Here is a 19,902-nt window from a genome sequence, read left to right on the forward strand (position 1 = left end):
GGGCGTGCCGGTGGGCCGCCTGGTGGGGCGGCTCGTCGGCACGCTGGCTCGTTATCGGGGGTATCTGGTGTTGGGGGGTGGTGGGGTGTCGGGTGGTGGGACGGCTTGGGGTTGGCCGTTGATCATTTCGAGTTCCCAGCCGGTTTGGTGGAGGTCGGTGTGGTGTTCGCCGCACAGCAGGGCGAGGTTGTCGAGGCTGGTGTGGCCGCCGTCGGCCCAGTGGGTCAGGTGGTGTGCTTCGCACCAGGTCGGGGGGCGGGTGCAGCCGGGCCAGACGCAGTGCCGGTCCCGCGCGATGACCGCGTCGCGCAGGTGCGCGGGGACGGTGCGGGTGGCACGGCCGATGGAGACGGGCTTGTCCTGGCCCCGCGTCAGGATGACACGGAGCTGGCAGTCGCAGGCTTCCTTGCGCGCCTGCCAGGCGGGCAGCTGGTAGCCCCGGGTCGTGGTCGCCGCCACCCGAGGGCGCAGCAGCCCCGACAGGTCATCCCCACCCTCTTCGGGCTCGTCGTCCTCGGACTCGTCGTGGTCGAGGGTGGGGTGGGTGGGGCAGGTGTTCCGCAGGGCGTCCAGGTCCGCGATCAGCGTCAGGTGCGGACGCTGACCACCCGTGGTCGGCAGCTTGTCCGATCCGAGCGCCAGGTCGGCGACGGTCTCGAACGCGTCGCCCATCCGCTCCGCGTGCGTGCGCGGGTCCCCGTCCACCGGCGTCCCCATGGCGGCCTCCAAGGCGACGCGGAGCTTCTCCCCCACCACCGGCGACAGTTCCCCGGACAGGACCCAGAACGGGTCGTCCGAGGTGCCGGTCGGCGACAGCTTCGCCCAGGACTGGAAACTCGCGGGGACATCCTCGTTCTTGGGGTCTTCCTCGGCGACGAGGTGGGCGTGGACCTGCTGGGCGGCCGTCCGCAGGTGCGCGAGGTGCAGGACCTTGGCCTGGGCGATGAGGAGTTCCTCGGCCTGCTGGCGGGCCTGCGGGTCCTCGACCGGCGCGATCTCCTTCGCGATGACCTCCACCTGGCTCGAGGACAGCTCACCCGCCGCGAGGGCGGTGCGGACGCTGCGGAGCTTGTCCAGGTCCCGGGCCCGGCCGACCAGCTGGTTCGCGTGCTTTTCCGCGAGCTGCCCGTGGGTGCGGAGGAAGCCCTTCGTGGTGCGGGACCGGACGGCGGTGGCGCCGCCGGTGCGGTCGAACACCGCCAGGCGGCGCGCCAACTCCGCGCCCACCATCTCCTCGAACCGCACCAGCGCCAGGAGTTGCTCGGACTGGAACCGGGCCCCGGCCGCGTGCAGCACCTCATCGTCCTCCGCCGCCAGAGCAGCGAGGAACGAGAGGGCGGAAGCGGGCAGGGTGCGGAGGGGCTCCGCACAAGCGCGGGCCTGGCGGGAAGACTTGGGGGTCAGCGGGTCCGCACGGAACACATCCCCGAGCGAGGGGCCAGAACAGCCCTCACCCATGGACGCATCTCCGTCTTCACACCCGCCCCCGAACATCGAGGCGTCCATAGAACCAATTATCAATCCCCGCCCACCCCACCGCCATGGCCCAACAGGACTATCTTCCGAACACGAACGAGTTAGTCATTCCGTTCGATTCTCGATCTCCCAGATCAGACCATCCAAATCAGGTCGGTGACGCGTAATTCATGATGCTCCGTCAGGGCGACGTAGTAAACCAGGATGGATTCACGTGGCACCACGACGGACTGGCGGCCGTCGGAGAGTCGCATACCGGGTAGCTTCCTGCCCGCCTCGTGGGCGGCACCCGCCTCCAAGGCGAGGGCGCGCAGGAAGCGAAGCGTCACGCGGGAGAGCGCTTCCCCCTCGACCCCTGCCTTGACCATGCCGAGCAGGACGTCGTCCACCGCGGGGTCGGTGAGAACGGTCCAGCGCGAACGCGCGGGATCGCGGTCGGTCAATCGAGGCTGCCCACGCGAACGGCGAGCTCGTCCAGGCTGGTGCCGCCCCGGCGGGCAAGTGCTGCCGCCAGACGTTCGGCGCGGCCAGGCAGCTGATCGAGCATCGCCTCCCGCCACCACATCTCGATGACGAGGTTGATCGGCTCACCGGCCTCGGCGCCGAGCACCTCCGCGTAGAAGGCCAGGCGCTTCGCCCCGCCGAGGGCGTTGCCGATGGCCTGGATGTTGCGGGGAACGGCGGCTACGCGCGGGTCGTGGTCGTGCTGGACCGGCTGAGCACTCAACGCCTGCCTCCTCGCTCGAAGGTCTGCTGAACTCAAGATACCGGGCCTGCGCCCACCAGCGCAGGGTTCCCGTGTCAGTTCCGTCGCAGAACGGGCTGGCTGCGGGCGGGCGAGCTCGAACGCGGTCTTGAAAACCGCCGAAGGCGGTGATCTTCTTCCAGGGTTCAGATCCACCGACCCGCCGCCGCACCCGACAGTTGGACGACATGACTCCCAGCACGCAGACCGCCGTCCAACTCACCGGCGCTGATCGGTTGCGTCTGGTGCGGGACAAGCCGGTCCCGATCCCGGGAGACCGTCAGATCCTCGGCCGGGTGGAGTGCGTCGGGCTGTGCTTCTCGGATGTGAAGCTGCGTCACCAGTTCGACCGGCACGTGCGCAAGATGCCGGTTCTTCGGGACGAGTCGCTGCGGGACATCCCGTCCTACGTGCCCGGGAGCCTGCCGACCGTGCCGGGGCACGAGGTCGTGCTGCGGGTCGTCGCGGTCGGCCCCGACGTGACCAGCATGGTCGTCGGCGGCCGGTACGTCGTGCAGGCGAACTTCCGCGACCTCGCCACGACGGACTCCAACGGCGCCTTCGGCTACAACTTCGAGGGCGGTCTCCAGCAGTACGTGCTGCTCGACGAGCGGGTCACCGTCGCGGCCGACGGCGAGAGCTACCTGCTGCCTGCGCCCGAGGAGCCGTCGGCGAGCCAACTGGCCCTCGTCGAGCCGTGGTCCTGTGTGGAGCACGCCTTCGCCACCCGCGAGCGCCGGGCGCTGCGGCCAGGCGGAACCGTTCTGGTGGTCGGCTCGGGGAGCCTGAGCGGACTCGACCTGTCCGGAAGCGGTCGGCGGCTGTGCACGGCGGAGAGCGCGGGCCTGACGGTCGTCGACCCGGCCGGGATGGCACCGCAGTCGGTGGACGATCTCCTCTACTGCGGTGCCGACGCCACCGAACTGGAGCGGCTGCTGCCCCTCGTGGCCCATGACGGCCTGGTCCTGGTCGCGACCGGCGGGGGCCGGTTCGGGCGGCCGGTCGACGTACCGGTTGGGCGGGTGCACTACCAGGGCCTGCGGATCGCCGCGACCACCTCGGACACCTTCGCCGCCTGCCTGGACGCGATCCCCGCCAGCGGTGAACTGCGCGACGGCGACCACGTCAACGTCGTGGGGGCGGGCGGGCCCACCGGAGTCATGGCGATGGTGCGGGCGATCGTCACATCCCGGCCGGGGGCACTGGTCGAGGGCGCTGTGCGCAATCCGCGGCGCGCCGACGCCTTGCGCCACCGCGTCACGCGCACCGCCGCCGAACGAGGCGTCGAGGTGCGTCTCTTCGACCCGGAGACCGAGCGCCCGCGCGGTTCCGTCGACTACTGCTTCGTGATGGCACCGGTCGTGGACCTGGTCCGGGCGGCGATCGAGGACGCGGCCGAGGGCGGCATCGTCAACCTGTTCGCGGGCATCGCCACCGACGTGCCCTGTCCCATCGACCTGGACACCTACGTGGCGAAGGGACTGTATTTCGTCGGCACGTCCGGAAGTGGGGTGGCGGACATGCGCGCGGTGCTCGCCGAGGTCGCGGACGGGCGACTCGACACGAACCTGTCGGTGGGCGCGGTCAGCGGGATGGCGGGCGCTCTCGACAGTCTCGACGCGGTTCGCGACCGCAGGATCCCGGGCAAGGTCGTCGTCTACCCGGCGATCGAGGACCTGCCGCTGCTCGACCTCGGCGAACTGGTCGCCAGGTACCCGGCCATCGGCCCGCTGCTGAGCGACGGCTGCTGGACCGGCCCGGCCGAACGGGAGCTGTTCCGCCTCGCCGCCAGCCCCAGCCACCAGCCACCAGCCACCAGCCCCTGCCACCAGCCCCCACCCACTGACCACTGACCGCTGACCGCTGACCGCTGACCGGCCACCGCAGTCTCCGCCGTAGTGGAGCGCTCCCCGGCTGTGCCCCTTACGCGATCGACCGGGAATGGGCCCGACAGGTGAACCTCGGGTACACACCGGTGGACGTGGGGCACGAGGTGATTGATAATGCGCATGCTTGGGTTGTCCAGATTTGCTACCAATTGCGCGAGGTCGGGCAGCTTCGGGGATCTCAACTTGGCCGGCGTCGCCACGGGCACAAGGCAAGGTGCGTCATGCACAGAAGAACGATCATCATGGCCGGTGCCCCGCTCGTCGCGGGTGTCCTGGTACTCAGCGCCTGCTCAAGCAGCAAGAGCAGCAGCGGAGGCGGCAAGCCGACCTACACGATCGGCTTCCAGGGGCCGCTGACCGGGCCCAACGCCCAGCTCGGCATCAACATCGACTACGGGGTGAAGCTCGCCGTCCAGCAGGCCAACGCCACCGGCAACCTGCCGTTCACGCTGAAGGTCGCCGAGGCCGACGACCAGGGCGACCCGGCCAAGGGCCCGACTGCCGCACAGCAGCTGATCGGCGACAGCAGCGTCATCGGCGTCGTCGGTCCGACCTTCTCCGGCGCCACCAAGGCCGCCGAGCCGCTGTTCACCCAGGCCAACCTGGCCTCGGTGAGCGCGTCGGCGACCAACTCCTCGCTCACCGATCCGACGAACGGCTTCAAGACCTTCTTCCGGATCGTCCCGCCCGACTCCGCCCAGGGTGTCTCGGCCGCCGACTACATGGCCAAGGTGCTGAAGGTGAAGTCGGTCTACCTGATCGACGACAAGTCCGACTACGGCGTCGGTCTGGCCGGCAACATCAAGACCGAGCTGGCCAAGGACGGTATCTCGGTGACCAGCGACAGCGTTGCCGCAGGCACCAATGACTACTCGGCGGTAGCCACCAAGGTCGCGAACTCCGGCGCAGGGGCGGTCTACTACGCGGGCTACTACGCGGACGCCGCCCCGCTGGCGAAGGCGATCAAGAACACCTCCTTCTCCGGCAAGGAGATGTCCGACGACGGCACCAACGACCCGAAGTTCATCTCTCTCGCCGGCACGGCGAGCGAGGGCTGGCAGTTCACCTGCCCCTGCCTGTCGGCACAGGCCGCCACCGACACCGCCACCAAGGCCTTCGTCACCAACTACACCGCGCTGGCGAATCAGGCTCCGGGCACGTACTCGCCCGAGGGGTACGACACCGCCAACACGATCATCTCCGTGATGAAGGGGATCGGGAGCGACGTCACCCGCGCGAAGGTCGTGGACGGTCTCAAGACCGTCGACTACAAGGGCCTGACCAAGGAGATCAAGTTCCAGCCCAACGGTGAGGTCACCGAGAAGGGCATCTACGTCTACGAGGTCAAGGGCGGCAAGATCACCGAGCTCGGCACGGTGGACAAGCAGATTTCCGGCTGATCCGGTTCCGGCTGATCCACGTCCGGCCACCGTCCGCACGGACGCCCGGGAGGCTACGCCTGCCGGGCGTCCGGCGGGCTCGCGCAGAGGAAGTCCACCCGCCCATGTGTCTCACCCAACATTTCTGGCAGTTCCTCATCCCCGGGATCACTCTCGGATCGCTCTACGCGCTGATCGCGATCGGATACACCCTCGTCTACGGCGTCCTGCAGCTGATCAACTTCGCGCACAGCGAGGTGTTCATGACCGGCGGATTCGCCGGCCTCTTCATCGCTCAGGCGCTGGTCACCACGGGAGTCACCCCGCACGGCGCGGACTCCGTGCTCTACATGCTGGCCGGACTGGCCGGATCCGCGGTGTTCGGCGCCATCGTGGCCTTCCTGCTGGAGCGGGTCGCCTACCGTCCACTGCGGCGGCGGAACGCGCCCAGGCTGGTCTACCTGATCACGGCGATCGGCGCGTCGCTGTTCCTGGCCAACCTGGCCGGCAAGCTCTTTGGCCGGGACAAGTCGAACATCCCCGACCTGTACTCCAACGGCGTGGTCTTCACGCTGTTCGGCGCCCAGGTGCGAGTCCAGCAGCTAGTGATCATCGGCTCGGGTCTCGGCCTGATGGTGCTGCTCGACACCGTGGTCAGGCGCACCAAGCTCGGCGCCGGCATCCGGTCGGTGGCGCAGGACGCGCAGACCGCCAGCCTGATGGGCGTGAACATCAACCGGGTGATCTCGCAGACCTTCGTGATCGGCGGTCTGCTCGGCGGCGCCGCAGGCTTCCTCTTCGGCACCTACCTCAACGTGCACTACCAGATGGGCTTTCTGCCCGGCATCAAGGCCTTCGCGGCCGCGGTGCTCGGCGGCATCGGCAACATCCGCGGTGCGATGCTCGGGGGCCTGCTGCTCGGCATCGTCGAAAGCCTGAGCCAGTCCTGCATGTCGAGTCAGTGGATCGACGTGGTCGCCTTCGTGGTGCTGATCCTGGTCCTGATGTTCCGGCCCACGGGCATCCTCGGGCAGCGGCTGGGGCGTGCCGCATGACCATCGGCAAGCCCCCCGTGCAGGTGCGCCGGACGCGGCAGGTCGATCCGCGCTGGATGCGGCTGGGCGGCTGGCTGGTCATGGGCGCGCTGCTGCGGATCATGACTGACACCGCCGAGGGCACGCCCAGCGACCACTGGTACGTGCTCAGCAATGCCCTCGAATCGCCCGCGCTGATCGGGTGGCTGGCGGCGGCCGTGGTGGTCTGGGCGCTGCTGGAGGTCTGGCGCGCCCGACAACTCGGCTCCGTCGTCTCGACCTGGACGGCCGCCCCGCGCGGCCGGTTGCGCACGCTCTCGGCGGTCCCGCTCACCCGTTGGCTGATGCTGGCCGCCGTGGCGGCGGCGGCGATCGTGATCCCGCAGTTCCTCAGCGAGTTCTACCAGCGCGTCCTGGTCGACCAGGTGGCGGTCTTCGTCCTGCTCGCGGTCGGGCTGAACGTGGTGGTCGGCTGGGCCGGCCTGCTCGACCTGGGCTACGTCGCCTTCTTCGCCATCGGCGCCTACACCTGCGCCTACTTCACCCGGGCACTGCCCGTGAGGCCGCCGTTCGCCCTCAACCCCTTCGTGATCCTGCCGATCGCCGTGCTCGTCTGCCTGACGGCCGGTCTGCTGCTCGGCGCTCCTACGCTGCGATTGCGTGGCGACTATCTGGCGATCGTGACGCTGGGCTTCCACGAGATCGTCCAGCTGTTCCTGGTGAACAAGAACAACTGGACCGGGGGCAACGAGGGCGCGTTCGGCATCCCCCACTTCTCGATCAACCTCTTCGGCATCCACTACAGCTGGACCCTGGCGTCGCTGCCGTACTGGTACCTGTTCATCGCGATGCTGGCCATTCTGGTGTTCCTCTTCAATCGCCTGGAGCACTCCAAGGTCGGCCGGTCCTGGACCTCGATCCGGGAGGACGAGGTGGCGGCCGCGGCCAACGGCGTTCCCACGGTCAAGTACAAGCTGATGGCCTTCGCGATCGGCGCCTCCACCTCCGGTCTGTCCGGGGTGCTCTACGCCTCGCGTATCGGCTACATCAACCCGGCGAGCTTCCCCATCGTCCTGTCCATCACCGTGCTCTCGTACGTGATCTTCGGGGGCATGGGCTCGCTGATCGGCGTGATCGTCGGAGCGGCGCTGCTGACCTTCCTGCCCGCGGTCTTCCAGGAGCAGGCCATCGTCCGCCAGGAGGACATCCCGATGTGGATCGGAGCGATCCTGGTGGTCATGATGATCTTCCGCTCGCAGGGCCTGATCCCGTCCCGGCGACGCAGGCGGGAGCTCAGGCTCGCGGCCCAGGGCATCGCCGACGCGGACGCCATGTCCGAGTCCCCCGAAGGGAGGAGCTGATGGGCACCCCCGTGACGCGCACGCCGCCGAAGGCCGGGGAGGTGTTGCTGACCGTCCGCCAGGTGACGCTGCGCTTCGGTGGGCTGACCAGCCTCAGCGAGGTGGACCTGCACCTGGACCGCGGCGAGATCCTGGCGGTGATCGGGCCGAACGGCGCCGGCAAGACCTCGCTGTTCAACTGCCTGACCGGGGTCTACACCCCGCAGGAGGGCACGATCGAGTTCATCACGGCGGACCGCACCCCCGTCCAGCTGGTGAGCGGTACGGCCCGACGCCGCAGGAGCCGCAAACCGCATGCGGTGAACCATGCCGGGATCGCCCGGACCTTCCAGAACATCCGTCTGTTCGCCGCGCTCTCCGCCTTCGACAACGTGAAGATCGCGGCCGAGACCCGACAACGGACGGGCCCCATCGGCGCGATGCTGCGACTCCCCCACGCCCGGGCCAACGAGAGGAACAGCGACCGGCGCACCGAGGAGCTGCTGGACTTCGTCGGCCTGCGGGCAGTGGCCGACGAACTGGCCTCCTCCCTCTCCTACGGCGTGCAGCGACGGCTGGAGATCGCCCGCGCGCTGGCCACCGATCCGGCGCTGCTGCTCCTGGACGAACCGGCAGCCGGTACCAACCCGACCGAGAAGCGCGAGCTGGAGGGGCTGATCCGGCGGATCAACTCCGAGCTCGATGTGACGGTGCTGCTGATCGAGCACGACATGAAGCTGGTCATGTCGGTGGCCGACCGGGTGACGGTGCTCAACTTCGGCAAGGTGATCGCCGAGGGCCGGCCGGAAGAGGTACAGCGCAACCCGGCGGTGATCGAGGCCTATCTGGGCTCGGCGGAGGAGGAGTCATGACCGCGGAGGTCCCCATGGCCGCACCGGTGCCTGCCAACGCGCCCGCGCCCGTTCTTGAACTGCGCGGCCTGCACGTCGCGTACGGCGCGATCGAGGCGGTGAAGGGCATCGACCTGGTCGTCAACGAAGGCGAGGTGGTGACTCTCCTGGGCGCCAACGGCGCGGGCAAGACCACCACGCTCCAGGCGATCTCCGGTCTGCTCAGGCCGCGCCAGGGCGAAGTCCGGTTCCGTGACCAGCGCATCGACGGCATCCCGCCGCACGAGGTGGTCTCGCTCGGCATCGGCCACTCCCCCGAGGGGCGGCGGGTGTTCCCGCTGATGTCCATTCTGGAGAACCTGCAGATGGGCGCCTACCGCTTCCGACGCGTGCCCAAGGAGGACCTCGACCGGGTCTTCGGCCTGTTCCCGGTGCTCGCGCAACGTCGCAGCCAGGAAGCGGGAACGCTCTCCGGCGGCGAGCAGCAGATGCTGGCCATCGGCCGGGCCCTGATGGGACGGCCCAGTCTGCTGCTGCTCGACGAGCCCTCGATGGGACTCGCCCCGCTGATCGTCGCTCAGATCTTCGACATCATCCGGGAGATCAACACGCAGGGCACCACCGTCCTTCTGGTGGAGCAGAACGCGGCACAGGCGCTGAAACTGGCCACCCGCGGCTACGTCCTGGAGACCGGCTCGATCGTGATGAGCGCACCGGCCCCCGAACTCCTCAGCAACCCGCGCGTCCGCGCGGCCTATCTCGGCGAAGCCGCCGATTGACGACGCCGCCATACGGTCAGAGCGGAGGTGAGCCCCTCGCGCGGCTGCTGTGTGGCAGCATGTCGCCCGATTCGTCGTGACGAGCGGAAGGACGGGGCCGGCGTGCTGATCCGGGGTGCACAGGCCGAAGAGGCCGCGCAATTGAGCGCGCTGGCACTGCGATCGAAGGGCTACTGGGGCTACGACGAGGCGTTCCTTGACGCCTGCCGGCAGGAACTGACCCTGCACCCCGAAGAACTCGCACCAAAACGCACCGTCGTCGCAGAACGGGACGGCAGCATCCTGGGCTTCGCGACGCTGGAGGGAGACCCTCCCGAGGGAGCTCTGGGCATGCTGTTCGTCGCGCCGGACGCCATCGGGCAGGGCGTCGGCCGTCGGCTCTACGAGCACGCTCTCGCCGCCGCGCGCGAGCTGGGCTTTGTGCGGCTCACGATCGACGCCGACCCGAACGCGGAAGCGTTCTACCGGGCCATGGGCGCCGAATTCGTCGGCACCACCCCGTCCGAGTCGATTCCCGGACGGGTGCTGCCGCAGCTGGCCGTCACGCTCTGACGCTGATGCCCCCGGCCGCTGATCAGGCGCGCGCGTACTGGTTCGGGACGGGGACCGTCGCGCCAAGGTCACGCGCGGCGTGGCGGGCCCAGTAAGGGTCGCGGAGGAGGGCGCGGCCGAGGAGGACGGCGTCGGCGTCGCCCCTGGCGAGGACGGCCTCGGCCTGGGCGGGCTCGGTGATGAGGCCGACGGCGGCGGTGGCGAGGCCGGTGCGAGAGCGGATCGCGGAGGCGAAGGGAACCTGGAAGTCCGGGCCGACCGGGATCGTCGCGTCGGGGACGTTGCCGCCGGTGGAGACGTCGAGGAGGTCGACGCCGCGGGACTGGAGCTCCTTGGCGAGCTGGATCGTGTCCTCGCCGGTCCAGCCCTCGCGGGAGGGGTCCTCGTCGAGCCAGTCCGTGGCGGAGGTCCGGAAGAAGAGCGGGAGTTCGTCCGGCCACACGGAGCGGACGGCGTCGACGATCTCGAAGGCGAACCGCATCCGGTTCTCCAGCGAGCCGCCGTAGGCGTCCGTGCGGTGGTTGGAGTACGGCGAGAGGAACTCGTGCACGAGGTAGCCGTGTGCGCCGTGGATCTCCGCCACCTGGAAGCCGGCGTCGAGCGCACGCCGGGCTGCCGCCGCGAACTGCTCGACGATGCGGGTGATGTCCCCCGTCGTCAGCTCGTGCGGGACCGGGTAGGAGCCGAAGGCCGCCGCACTCGGGCCCAGTGCCTGCCAGCCGCCGTCCTGGCCGACCGGGACGGCCGCGCCGCGGTCGATCCACGGCGGGCTGACCGACGCCTTGCGGCCGGCGTGGGCGAGCTGGATGCCGGGGACGGCGCCCTGCTCGCGCAGGAAGGCGGTGATCCGGCGGAACGCTGCCGTCTGCGTGTCGTTCCACAGGCCAAGGTCGCGGGCGCTGATCCGGCCCTCGGGGCTGACCGCCGTGGCCTCCGTCAGGATCAGGCCGGCGCCACCGACCGCGCGGGAGGCGAGGTGCTGGAAGTGCCAGTCCCCCGGCACGCCTGTGTCCGGCCCCTCGACCGGCGCGGAGTACTGGCACATCGGCGCCATCCAGACCCGGTTGGGGGCGGTGACGGCGCGCAGGGCGAGGGGCTCGAACAGCAGGCTCATAAGGGTTTTGGCTCCTGAGGGCGGATCAGCTGGTGTGTGCGGTCAGCTGGTGCGGGATCAGAGGGTGAAGGCGTCAGATGGTGGCAGTGTCGATCACGAAGCGGTAGCGGACGTCGCTGTTCAGGACCCGCTCGTAGGCGTCGTTGATCTGGTCTGCACCGATCACCTCGACCTCCGCTCCGATCCCATGCTCCGCGCAGAAGTCCAACATCTCCTGCGTCTGCGGGATTCCCCCGATCATGGAGCCGGCCAGCGTCTTGTTGCCGCCGATCAGGGAGAACACCGCCACCGGGACCGGGTGCGAGGGCGCGCCCACCTGGACCAGGGCGCCGGTCGGCTTGAGCAGGCCGAGGTAGGCGTTGAGGTCGAGGTCCGCCGAGACCGTGTTGACGATCAGGTCGAAGTGGCCGGCCAGCTTCTCGAAGGTGGCCTCGTCGGAGGTGGCGTAGTAGTGGTCCGCGCCGAGCTTCAGGCCCTCCTCGCGCTTGCGCAGCGACTGGCTGAGCACGGTGACCTCGGCGCCCTTGGCGTGGGCGATCTTGACGCCCATGTGGCCGAGGCCGCCCAGTCCGACGATGGCGACCTTCTTGCCGGGTCCGGCGCCGAAGCGGTCGAGCGGCGAGTAGGTGGTGATGCCGGCGCAGAGCAGCGGCGCGGCGGCGTCCAGCGGGATGCCGTCGGGGATCTTCAGCGCGAAGCGCTCGGTGACGACGACCTGCTTGGCGTAGCCGCCGTAGGTGGGCTCGCCGTCGCGGCCGGTGTCGTTGTAGGTGCCGGTCGCGCCGCCTTCGCCGGAGCAGAACTGCTCGAAGCCGGCCAGGCACTGCTCACAGGCACCGCAGGAGTCGACCAGGCAGCCGACGCCGACGCGGTCGCCGACCGCGTGCCGGGTGACGGCGGAGCCGACGGCCGCGACGGTGCCGGCGATCTCGTGGCCGGGGACCATCGGGAAGATCGCCGGGCCCCAGTCCTCGTTGACCTGGTGGATGTCGGAGTGGCAGATGCCGGCGTAGGCGATGTCGATGAGGATGTCGTGCTCGCCCAGTTCGCGGCGCGGCACGGTGGTGCGCTCCAGCGGGGCCTTGGCGGCGGGGGCGGCGTACGCGGGGATCGTGCTGGTTGTCATGGTGTCCACCCTGCCCGAATGCGCAGGGTGCAGCCAGTCACTCACGGAACGTACGCCTGGTGTTCCTACCACTGGCAGAGTCACCCTCATACTCAGAGGTATGACCGGTTCCGCCCCCGCCTCTCCGTCCAACAGTGCATCCGACCGTGCCTCGGAGCCCGCTGCCGTCGATCCGCGCAGCGATCTGAGCGAGTTCCTGCGGACCCGCCGCGCCCGGCTGCAGCCCGAGGACGTGGGCCTGCCCTACTACGGCGCGCGGCGCCGCGTGCCGGGGCTGCGCCGGGAGGAGCTGGCCCAGCTGGCCGGGGTGAGCGCCGCCTACTACACGCGGCTGGAGCAGGGGAACGCCCGCAACGTCTCGGCGGCGGTGCTCGACGCGATCGCGGAGGCGCTGCGGCTGGACCAAGCGGAGCGGGAGCATCTCGACCACCTGGCCAAGCCCGCGCCCCGCCGCGGGCGGACGGCCGCCAACCGTCCGCAGCGGGTCCGTCCGCAGGTGCAGCACCTGCTGGACGCGATGGACACCGTGCCCGCCTTCGTGCTGGGCCGCCGCACGGATGTGATCGCCTGGAACCGGATGGCGTGCGCGCTGCTGGGCGACTTCGGGTCCCGGCCGCCGGAGCAGCGGAACATGGCCTGGCTCATCTTCATGGACCCATTCGCGCGCGAGCTGTACGACGACTGGGAGGGCAAGGCCCACGACGTGGTCGCCTGCCTGCGGATGGACGCCGGACGCAGCCCGGACGACCCGAAGCTCGCCGCGCTGATCGGCGAGCTGTCGGTCAAGAGTCCGGAATTCCGCCGTTGGTGGGCCGCGCACGACGTGCGCGGGAAGGGGCACTGCTCGAAGGAGCTGCACCACCCGGTCGTCGGGCCGATCACCCTGGCCTACGAGACCATGCTGCTGCCCGCGGACGCCGACCAGCAGCTCATCACCTACGCGGCGGAGCCGGGCTCCGCGTCGGCGGAAGCGCTGCGGCTGCTGGCGAGCTGGACCGCGGATCCGCTCGCGAGCGGCGCGGGCGGAAGCGAGAGCGCAGGCGAGAGCGGAAGCCAGGTCACGGGCGCGGGGGCAGGACCAAAGATCCGGACCCCGGTGCCCAAAGCCCCGGGTGGAGGTGTTAACTAAGGCGAAAGCGGGAGCAAGCCCTCGCGGTACGTGGGCGCTCGACCAGTGAAGGACGGTCATGCATCAGCACTTGACGCCTCTCCACACCGTCGCCCTCTACACCGTCCTGACGATGGCGGTGCTCTGGACTGCGATCGGCGTCCGCGCCGTGTGGCTCGCCGCGTTCCGCCCGTGGGCGGTCGGCGGCGGCGCGCCCGGCCTGGACCCGGCCGAGCAGGTGCCCCTCTCCCGCACCGAGCGCCGCGCGTTCGTCGCGATAGCGAACCAGCTGAGCCGGAGCGGCGCCCAGCCGCGCTGAGCAGCGCGGTCCGGGCCCCGCTTCACTCCGAGGTCGGGCCGCGCCCGGGTCGGTCGCGCGGCTCGACCACACCGCTCGGCGAGCCGTGCGCTTCCGGGACGGTGAGCCGGTTCCGGCCCGGGCGCTCTACCGGGCCCGGCACGTAGAGCGTGCGTTGCGGGCCGCGGGACTCGCGGAACCCGTGGCGGCTCAGCGCGAAGGGCTCCGCAACGTGGCCAGGCAGCTCTCAGGCCGGGCGCGCCGCGTGGGCGGCGAGGATGGCCTGTTCCTTCTCGGGGGGCAGACCGGCGGCCCATTCGGCGAAGTGGCGATAGTCCTCGAACGCTTCGCGTTCGCCATCGGCTGTGAAGAGCCACGCAGCGGTGTCGTGGACGGATTCGGTGATCGGGCGGCAGCGCAGGCCGGCCGCGAGGGCCTTGGCGGTAGAGGCCTCCCACACAGCGGCCGTGTCAGCTGCCGGCGGCAGCCACAGCGGGGCCTCCGTCCAGGGCTCGACGCCGTGGTCGACGAAGAGCTGGTCGTCCACGTAGACCAGCTCCGCCTTGCCGCCGGAGGCGGCCACGCAGGCGTCAAGATAGTCGCCCCAGCTGCCGTTGTCCGATGCTCCGGGGACCAGATAGTCCTCCACTTCGTCTCGGGCCGGAGCGGAGAGCAGGTCGAGGCCGAAGGCGGCGAGGTCGCGGGCGTCGATCAGCCGGACCGGGCGGTCGGGCGCGCCGGGGACGGCCATCGGGCCACCAGCCGCCGCCCGGCGCAGCCACGCCGTGGTGCGGCGGGCGCGGTCGTGCGGGCCGACGATGAGTCCGGGCTGGAGCACCACCACGCGACCGGGGAAGGTCGCGCGGACGGCCTGCTCGCAGCCGTCCTTGAGCCAACCGTAGTCGCCGTCCCCCGGACCGGCGTCCGGGCGGCCGCCCTGCCGGGGCGAGGACTCGTCCGTCGGCTCGGCGGGGTAGCCGGGGTAGACGTTGATGGTCGACACGAACAGGTACGCGTCCGCGTGGCCGGCCAGCGCGGCGGCCGACTTCGCGACCTCGGTCGGCACGTAGCCGCAGACGTCCACGACCGCGTCGTAGGGACCGGCCGCGGCGAGCGCGGCGAGGTCCGCGTCGTCCGTGCGGTCACCGCGCAGCGAGCGGACTCCGTCCGGGTCCTGCTGACTGCGGCCCCGGTTGAAGACGGTCACCTCCCAGCCACGCCGCACCCCCTCCTCCGCGAAGGCCCGCCCGACGAACACCGATCCACCGATCACCAGAAGTTTCATGCGACCGAGTCTGCGCAGCGGATCGGCCTGAATGGAACGGGTGTGCGCGCACAGCGAACGGAATGCGCGGCCCGCGAAACCGACTGCGCGAATCCGGGCGTCATGCTTGGGTCTCACCCGGCTTACGGCCCCGCTACTGATCGCCCACGCCGAGCACGGCGAAGGCGCGGTGCACCAGATCCGGCACCTCCACTGTCGTTCGCTCGTCCTCGGGGAGCCCGCCGTAGGTGAAGCGGATCTCGCGCAGCGCGCCCACGCCCGCGCGCGCCAGGACGAAGGCGCGCAGCCGGAGGTCGGCACCGACCGCGCCGGATGAGGCGGATGACGCGGCGGTCATTCGGTCGAGGAAGGCGGCGGCGACGGCCTCCTCCACGTCCTGGAGCAGGAAGCGGTCGCCGCGGCCGCTGCCGAGACCGTCGCGGTCGAGCCGGAGCGGGCCGGGGGCGGCGAACAGTACCGCCGGGGAGCTGCCGTGGCGGCGGGCGAGTTCGAGTACCGCGTCGCGGAGGGCGCGCAGTGGGTCCGCCGAGGCGGGGCGGGCCCGGATCTCGTCCGCCAGGAGCGGGACGAGGTCGCGGACCTGTTGCAGGACCAGGCTCTCCTTGGACGGGAAGTAGCGGAAGAAGGTCCGCTCCCCCACGCCCGCCGCAGCGGCGATGTCGCGGACCGTGGTCGATTCGAAGCCGTTCTCGCGGAAGAGCTGCGTCGCCGCCCGGATCAGGGCCACGTGCGTGCGGCGCCGGTTCTGCTCGCGCTTGCCCAGCTCCACCTTGCCGCAGTCGGACTCCTCGGTCCCTCGCTCGATGTCCACAGCAGGATCATGCCAGGTCCGGCCTGAACCCACCCCCGCAAAATGGCAGTCCTGCCATCTTTGCTAACGTGGCAGCACTGCCACTTTTGACCCGGGCCCGGCCCTCACCACGGACCCACGGACCCCTGGGACCCCCATGCCCTCCCTCCTCCACCGCCTCGGGCGGCTCGCCTACCGGCACCGACGGCGCGTGCTCGCCCTCTGGCTCGCGGTCGTCGCGGCCGTCGTGGGCTGCATGATCGCCTCCGGCGGCACCGGCAAGCTGGACAACACCTTCACCATCCCCGGCTCCGAGTCGCAGCAGGCCCTGGACCGGATGAAGATCGACTTCCCCTACTCCTCCGGCACCAGCGCGCAGCTCGTCTTCACCGCGCCCGCCGGACAGAAGGTCACCGATCCCGCCGACGCCAGCGCGATCCGCGCCACGCTCGACGCCGCCAGGAGCGCGCCGCAGGTGGCCAAGGTCATCGACCCGTTCGCCGCGCACACCGTCTCCGCCGACGGCACCACCGCGATCGCGCAGGTCCAGTACCAGGTCCCGCAGAGCGGCCTGCACTCCGGTTCCATCGACGCGCTGCGCACGGCCGTGACCGACGCGAAGTCCGCACAGCCGGACCTCGACGTCCAGGTCGGCGGCAGTGCGGCCGTGACCAAGTCGAAGTCCGGCGCCACCGACGCGATCGGCTTCGGTGTGGCGCTGGTCATCCTGGCGCTGACCTTCGGCTCCCTGCTCACCGCCGGGATGCCGCTGCTCTCCGCGCTCGTCGGGGTGGTCACCGCGATCGCGGGCGTGCTGTCGCTGACCGGGGTCTTCTCCATCTCCGGCACCGCCCAGAGCCTGTCACTGATGATCGGGCTCGCGGTCGGCATCGACTACGCGCTCTTCATCGTCAGCCGTCACCGCTCCCAACTCGCCCACGGCGCCGACCCGGAGGAGTCCGCCGCACTCGCGGTCGGCACGGCCGGCAGCGCGGTCGTCTTCGCCGGGCTGACCGTGGTGATCGCGATGGCCGGACTCTCGGTCGTCGGCATCCCCTATCTGACGGTCATGGGCCTGAGCGCCGCCGGAGCCGTGCTGACGGCCGTGCTGGTCGCGATCACCCTGCTTCCCGCGCTGCTCGGCTTCGCCGGTGCACGACTCGCGCCCAAGCCGGGCTCCCGGGCGCATCAGCGCGAACTGGCCGTCGGCCAGGGCAGCGAGCCACGCGGCGCGGAGCAGGGAAGCGGGGAGCACGGAAGCGCGGAGCGGGGAAGCGGGGACTCGGGCAGCGGGGACTCGGGCAGCGGGGCGTCGGGGAGGCCCGCCAACCTGGGCGAGCGCTGGTTCCGCCTGGTCACCCGACGTCCCGCGCTCTCGCTCGTGGCCGTCCTGGTCGCGGTCGGCGCGCTCGCCTGGCCCGTGCACAGCCTGCGGCTCGCGCTGCCGGACAACTCCACCGCGCCCGCCGCGTCCTCGCAGCGGATCGCGTACGACACCGTCAGCAGGGAGTTCGGCCCCGGCTACAACGGCCCGCTGCTGGTCCTCGCCGACACCGGCAACAGCGGCGACCCGACGGCCGCCGCCCGCCAGATCGCGGACACGATCCGTGCCCTGCCGGACGTCGCCACCGTCGGCCGTCCCGTCGCGAACGCAGCGACGCACACCGCCCTGATCCAGGTCGTCCCCGACAGCGCCCCGAGCGACGACGCGACCAAGACCCTGGTCAACGCGATCCGGGCGGACGCGGGCTCGTTGCAGCAGCAGACAGGCGCGACGATCGGGGTGACCGGCAACACCGCTGTGGGCATCGACGTCTCCGCCAAGCTCAACTCGGCGATGCTGCCGTTCGCGGCGGTCGTGGTCGGCCTGTCGTTGCTGCTGCTGTTGCTGGTGTTCCGCTCGCTGGTGGTGCCGCTGAAGGCCGCGATCGGCTTCCTGCTCTCGGTCGGGGCGACGCTCGGAGCCGTGGTGAGCGTCTTCCAGAACGGGCACCTCGGCAAGCTGATCGGCGTCGACCAGGCCGGGCCGGTGTGCAGCTTCCTGCCGATCATCGTCCTGGCGGTGCTCTTCGGACTGGCCATGGACTACGAAGTCTTCCTCGTCTCCCGGATGCGCGAGGCCCTCGTCCGCGCCCGGCGACCGCTCGACGCGGTCCACAGCGGCGCCCGCCACAGCGCCCGCGTGGTCACCGCGGCGGCGCTGATCATGATCGCGGTCTTCGCGTCCTTCCTCGGCACCGACGACCAGATCCTGAAGCAGATCGCCTTCGCGCTGGCGCTGGGCGTCCTGCTGGACGCTTTCCTGATCCGGATGACCTTCGTCCCCGCCGTCCTGGCGCTGACCCGCGGCGCGGCGTGGTGGCTGCCGTCCTGGCTGGCCCGGTTCCTGCCCGACCTCGACATCGAGGGCGAGCGCCTCACCCACGCCGCTGAGCCCGGGCCCGCGCCGGCCCCGGGGACCGAAGGCGTAGCTGGGCTCGGGCGCGATCTCGAGCTCGAACCCGAACTGGACGCCCTCCGGGAGGAGTTCGGAGGCTCTTCGTCGCGGCCGTGATCGCCTCGCACCGGCGCGCCGGAGGTGGCGCGCCGGTGCGCGGCGCGGGGGCCGGTCAATCAGCCGAACTGGAGGGAGCGCTTGGACATGCCCATCCAGAAGCCGTCGATGACGCTGCGCTGACTGCTCAGCTCGGACTCGGCCGCCCCGAGGGTCACGAAGAGCGGGGCGAAGTGCTCCGTGCGCGGGTGGGCCAGCTGCCCGGCCGGGGCCTTGCGTTCGAAGTCGAGAAGCGCGTCGATGTCCTCGGCCTCGAGCGCGCGGCGGCCCCAGTCGTCGAACTCGGACATGACCGAGTGAACGGTGCCGTCCTGGCTGAGTGCGCGCAGGTTGTGCGTGAAGAAGCCGCTGCCCACGATCAGGACCCCCTCGTCGCGGAGCGGGGCGAGCTTGCGGCCGATCTCCATCAGCCTGCGCGGGTCGAGCGTGGGCATGGAGAGCTGGAGGACCGGGATGTCGGCGTCCGGGTACATCTCGACCAGCGGCACGTAGGCGCCGTGGTCGAGGCCGCGGTCGGGGATGTCCTGGACGGGGGTGCCGGGGGCACGCAGCAGCTTGCGGACGCTGGCGGCGAGCTCCGGCGCGCCGGGGGCGGCGTAGGTGACCTCGTAGTAGTGCTGCGGGAAGCCCCAGAAGTCGTAGACGAGCGGCACGGTCGTCGTCGCGCTCAGGGCGAGCGGGGCCTCCTCCCAGTGAGCCGAGATCATGAGGATCGCCTTGGGCCGCGGCAGGGCCGCCGCCCAGGAGGAGAGCTGGCCCGTCCACAGGGCGTCGTCGGCGAGCGGCGGCGCGCCGTGGCCCAGGTAGAGGGCGGGCATCCTCCCCCTGCCTTCGGCGGGGGGTGCCCCCTTGGGGGTGACGGTGGTCATCGTCGTGCTCCTTCTGCCCGGCGCGGGTCGGACGCAGATCTAACGCGGGCCCCACGCTCAAGTAGTTCAAATCTGAACCACCTCCTGAGACTACTCCCCGATTCAAATTTGAACAATGCACGCTGTGAGAAGCGTCCTTGCTGAGATCGAGAGAGGCGACCTAGGGTGTTCCGACCGCCACAGGCACCTCACATCTGCCGGAGCGGTCGAACGTTCCGCGGGGAGGACTCACGATGGCCGACGTCGAGGCGCTGCGCGTCGCCCGGACGCTCGTGTACTACGAGGCGTGCCTGGACCACGAGGTCCCGCACGCCGCCGCGCGTGAGCTGTGGGCTCACGACATGACGCTGCCCTTCCGTGCGGGCGAGCACGTCACCGAGTCGATGGCGCGCCTGCTCGAAGTGCAGGCCCAGCAGGAGGCCGCGGAGTAGGGCCACTCCCCGCTCCGCCCTCGTCCGCTCCTTCGCACCTGCCTGCTCTGCTCCTGTCAGAAACCTTGACGCAACTTGGGCCCGTGGCCATAGTGATGGCGACCGCATGCGGCACTCCACCCCCACCCCTCGTGGAAGGCCATTCCCTCGGTCGAATTGTTAACGCTCACATGTCCTGGATCTCCGCTCTGTACGGAGACGCCCGGATTGCGCACTCCTTCGGACCTTCGCGTCGAGCGGTGGCTTCCCCATGCCCTGGAACAGGGCCAGGCCGCGCCACCA

At 70.5% G+C, this 19,902-nt stretch carries 19 protein-coding genes; 11 read left to right on the forward strand and 8 right to left on the reverse strand.

The features are described from left to right. Positions 1 to 51: 51 nt before the first annotated feature. The 3 genes from ABIA32_RS15315 to ABIA32_RS15325 all read right to left on the reverse strand — a co-directional run bounded on the left by ABIA32_RS15315 (position 52) and on the right by ABIA32_RS15325 (position 2,203). Positions 52 to 1,458, reverse strand: coding sequence for a DUF222 domain-containing protein (locus ABIA32_RS15315; RefSeq protein ID WP_370095191.1), 1,407 nt, complete (start codon positions 1,456 to 1,458; stop codon positions 52 to 54). A 152-nt stretch (positions 1,459 to 1,610) separates the two neighbouring features. Next, positions 1,611 to 1,919: a hypothetical protein gene (locus ABIA32_RS15320; protein ID WP_370095193.1), complete on the reverse strand. Its 309-nt coding sequence runs from the start codon at positions 1,917 to 1,919 to the stop codon at positions 1,611 to 1,613. Continuing rightward, the gene (locus tag ABIA32_RS15325) at positions 1,916 to 2,203 is read right to left on the reverse strand and encodes a hypothetical protein (RefSeq protein WP_370095195.1); all 288 of its coding nucleotides are present in this window, start codon (positions 2,201 to 2,203) and stop codon (positions 1,916 to 1,918) included. Before ABIA32_RS15325 ends, ABIA32_RS15320 begins: the two co-directional genes overlap by 4 nt. 206 nt (positions 2,204 to 2,409) lie before the next feature. Between ABIA32_RS15325 and ABIA32_RS15330 the strand changes: the two genes are divergently transcribed. The 7 genes from ABIA32_RS15330 (at position 2,410) to ABIA32_RS15360 (ending at position 10,045) form a co-directional block, all read left to right on the forward strand. Beyond that, on the forward strand, positions 2,410 to 4,074 hold the full coding sequence (locus ABIA32_RS15330; protein WP_370095197.1) for an alcohol dehydrogenase catalytic domain-containing protein: 1,665 nt from the start codon (positions 2,410 to 2,412) through the stop codon (positions 4,072 to 4,074). Between the two features lie 257 nt (positions 4,075 to 4,331). Then, positions 4,332 to 5,510 carry a branched-chain amino acid ABC transporter substrate-binding protein gene (locus ABIA32_RS15335; protein ID WP_370095199.1) on the forward strand — a complete coding sequence of 393 codons (1,179 nt, stop codon included), beginning with the start codon at positions 4,332 to 4,334 and terminating at the stop codon, positions 5,508 to 5,510. Between the two features lie 104 nt (positions 5,511 to 5,614). Then, entirely contained in the window at positions 5,615 to 6,544 is a 930-nt protein-coding gene (locus tag ABIA32_RS15340; protein ID WP_370095201.1) for a branched-chain amino acid ABC transporter permease, read from the forward strand. Further along, on the forward strand, positions 6,541 to 7,884 hold the full coding sequence (locus ABIA32_RS15345) for a branched-chain amino acid ABC transporter permease (protein WP_370095203.1): 1,344 nt from the start codon (positions 6,541 to 6,543) through the stop codon (positions 7,882 to 7,884). Before ABIA32_RS15340 ends, ABIA32_RS15345 begins: the two co-directional genes overlap by 4 nt. Continuing rightward, positions 7,884 to 8,735 (forward strand): ABC transporter ATP-binding protein, encoded by an 852-nt coding sequence (locus ABIA32_RS15350; protein ID WP_370095205.1) that lies wholly within the window; start codon positions 7,884 to 7,886, stop codon positions 8,733 to 8,735. Before ABIA32_RS15345 ends, ABIA32_RS15350 begins: the two co-directional genes overlap by 1 nt. Beyond that, positions 8,732 to 9,493 carry an ABC transporter ATP-binding protein gene (locus ABIA32_RS15355; RefSeq protein WP_370095207.1) on the forward strand — a complete coding sequence of 254 codons (762 nt, stop codon included), beginning with the start codon at positions 8,732 to 8,734 and terminating at the stop codon, positions 9,491 to 9,493. Before ABIA32_RS15350 ends, ABIA32_RS15355 begins: the two co-directional genes overlap by 4 nt. Positions 9,494 to 9,595: 102 nt before the next feature. Continuing rightward, positions 9,596 to 10,045 (forward strand): GNAT family N-acetyltransferase, encoded by a 450-nt coding sequence (locus tag ABIA32_RS15360; protein WP_370095209.1) that lies wholly within the window; start codon positions 9,596 to 9,598, stop codon positions 10,043 to 10,045. A 22-nt stretch (positions 10,046 to 10,067) separates the two neighbouring features. Here the strand turns inward: ABIA32_RS15360 and ABIA32_RS15365 are convergent, their stop codons facing one another. Continuing rightward, positions 10,068 to 11,159, reverse strand: a complete 1,092-nt coding sequence (locus ABIA32_RS15365) for an NADH:flavin oxidoreductase/NADH oxidase (protein WP_370095211.1) — start codon at positions 11,157 to 11,159, stop codon at positions 10,068 to 10,070. Positions 11,160 to 11,232: 73 nt separating this feature from the next. After that, positions 11,233 to 12,285, reverse strand: a complete 1,053-nt coding sequence (locus ABIA32_RS15370; protein ID WP_370095213.1) for an NAD(P)-dependent alcohol dehydrogenase — start codon at positions 12,283 to 12,285, stop codon at positions 11,233 to 11,235. Positions 12,286 to 12,385: 100 nt separating this feature from the next. Here ABIA32_RS15370 and ABIA32_RS15375 point away from each other — a divergent pair, with 100 nt between their 5' ends. Then, complete coding sequence (locus ABIA32_RS15375; RefSeq protein ID WP_370095215.1) at positions 12,386 to 13,414, forward strand: helix-turn-helix transcriptional regulator; 1,029 nt, start codon at positions 12,386 to 12,388, stop codon at positions 13,412 to 13,414. Positions 13,415 to 13,472: 58 nt separating this feature from the next. Then, positions 13,473 to 13,712 carry a hypothetical protein gene (locus ABIA32_RS15380; RefSeq protein ID WP_370095217.1) on the forward strand — a complete coding sequence of 80 codons (240 nt, stop codon included), beginning with the start codon at positions 13,473 to 13,475 and terminating at the stop codon, positions 13,710 to 13,712. A 226-nt stretch (positions 13,713 to 13,938) separates the two neighbouring features. Here ABIA32_RS15380 and ABIA32_RS15385 read toward each other — a convergent pair whose 3' ends face one another. Together ABIA32_RS15385 and ABIA32_RS15390 are read right to left on the reverse strand one after the other, a co-directional pair. Beyond that, entirely contained in the window at positions 13,939 to 14,976 is a 1,038-nt protein-coding gene (locus tag ABIA32_RS15385) for an NAD-dependent epimerase/dehydratase family protein (RefSeq protein WP_370095219.1), read from the reverse strand. Between the two features lie 133 nt (positions 14,977 to 15,109). Further along, positions 15,110 to 15,787, reverse strand: a complete 678-nt coding sequence (locus tag ABIA32_RS15390) for a TetR/AcrR family transcriptional regulator (protein ID WP_370095221.1) — start codon at positions 15,785 to 15,787, stop codon at positions 15,110 to 15,112. A 136-nt stretch (positions 15,788 to 15,923) separates the two neighbouring features. Here ABIA32_RS15390 and ABIA32_RS15395 point away from each other — a divergent pair, with 136 nt between their 5' ends. Continuing rightward, positions 15,924 to 18,320: an MMPL family transporter gene (locus ABIA32_RS15395; RefSeq protein ID WP_370095223.1), complete on the forward strand. Its 2,397-nt coding sequence runs from the start codon at positions 15,924 to 15,926 to the stop codon at positions 18,318 to 18,320. 59 nt (positions 18,321 to 18,379) lie between these two features. Here the strand turns inward: ABIA32_RS15395 and ABIA32_RS15400 are convergent, their stop codons facing one another. Continuing rightward, positions 18,380 to 19,189, reverse strand: coding sequence for a dioxygenase (locus ABIA32_RS15400; protein WP_370095225.1), 810 nt, complete (start codon positions 19,187 to 19,189; stop codon positions 18,380 to 18,382). Between the two features lie 233 nt (positions 19,190 to 19,422). On the opposite strand from ABIA32_RS15400, the gene ABIA32_RS15405 reads away from it, so the two are divergent. Then, a complete protein-coding gene (locus tag ABIA32_RS15405) occupies positions 19,423 to 19,620 on the forward strand; it encodes a hypothetical protein (RefSeq protein WP_370095227.1) in 198 nt (65 codons plus the stop codon). Positions 19,621 to 19,902 lie beyond the last annotated feature (282 nt).

The sequence above is a fragment of the Streptacidiphilus sp. MAP12-20 genome, from assembly GCF_041262525.1.
Lineage (GTDB): Bacteria > Actinomycetota > Actinomycetes > Streptomycetales > Streptomycetaceae > Streptacidiphilus.

Bases quoted from the DNA above. Each gene is read 5' to 3' on its own strand.
- ABIA32_RS15315 (WP_370095191.1), bottom strand. From the start codon at position 1,458: ATGGGTGAGGGCTGTTCTGGCCCCTCGCTCGGGGATGTGTTCCGTGCG.
- ABIA32_RS15330 (WP_370095197.1), top strand. From the start codon at position 2,410: ATGACTCCCAGCACGCAGACCGCCGTCCAACTCACCGGCGCTGATCGG.
- ABIA32_RS15335 (WP_370095199.1), top strand. From the start codon at position 4,332: ATGCACAGAAGAACGATCATCATGGCCGGTGCCCCGCTCGTCGCGGGT.
- ABIA32_RS15340 (WP_370095201.1), top strand. From the start codon at position 5,615: ATGTGTCTCACCCAACATTTCTGGCAGTTCCTCATCCCCGGGATCACT.
- ABIA32_RS15345 (WP_370095203.1), top strand. From the start codon at position 6,541: ATGACCATCGGCAAGCCCCCCGTGCAGGTGCGCCGGACGCGGCAGGTC.
- ABIA32_RS15350 (WP_370095205.1), top strand. From the start codon at position 7,884: ATGGGCACCCCCGTGACGCGCACGCCGCCGAAGGCCGGGGAGGTGTTG.
- ABIA32_RS15355 (WP_370095207.1), top strand. From the start codon at position 8,732: ATGACCGCGGAGGTCCCCATGGCCGCACCGGTGCCTGCCAACGCGCCC.
- ABIA32_RS15365 (WP_370095211.1), bottom strand. From the start codon at position 11,159: ATGAGCCTGCTGTTCGAGCCCCTCGCCCTGCGCGCCGTCACCGCCCCC.
- ABIA32_RS15370 (WP_370095213.1), bottom strand. From the start codon at position 12,285: ATGACAACCAGCACGATCCCCGCGTACGCCGCCCCCGCCGCCAAGGCC.
- ABIA32_RS15375 (WP_370095215.1), top strand. From the start codon at position 12,386: ATGACCGGTTCCGCCCCCGCCTCTCCGTCCAACAGTGCATCCGACCGT.
- ABIA32_RS15380 (WP_370095217.1), top strand. From the start codon at position 13,473: ATGCATCAGCACTTGACGCCTCTCCACACCGTCGCCCTCTACACCGTC.
- ABIA32_RS15385 (WP_370095219.1), bottom strand. From the start codon at position 14,976: ATGAAACTTCTGGTGATCGGTGGATCGGTGTTCGTCGGGCGGGCCTTC.
- ABIA32_RS15395 (WP_370095223.1), top strand. From the start codon at position 15,924: ATGCCCTCCCTCCTCCACCGCCTCGGGCGGCTCGCCTACCGGCACCGA.
- ABIA32_RS15400 (WP_370095225.1), bottom strand. From the start codon at position 19,189: ATGACCACCGTCACCCCCAAGGGGGCACCCCCCGCCGAAGGCAGGGGG.
- ABIA32_RS15405 (WP_370095227.1), top strand. From the start codon at position 19,423: ATGGCCGACGTCGAGGCGCTGCGCGTCGCCCGGACGCTCGTGTACTAC.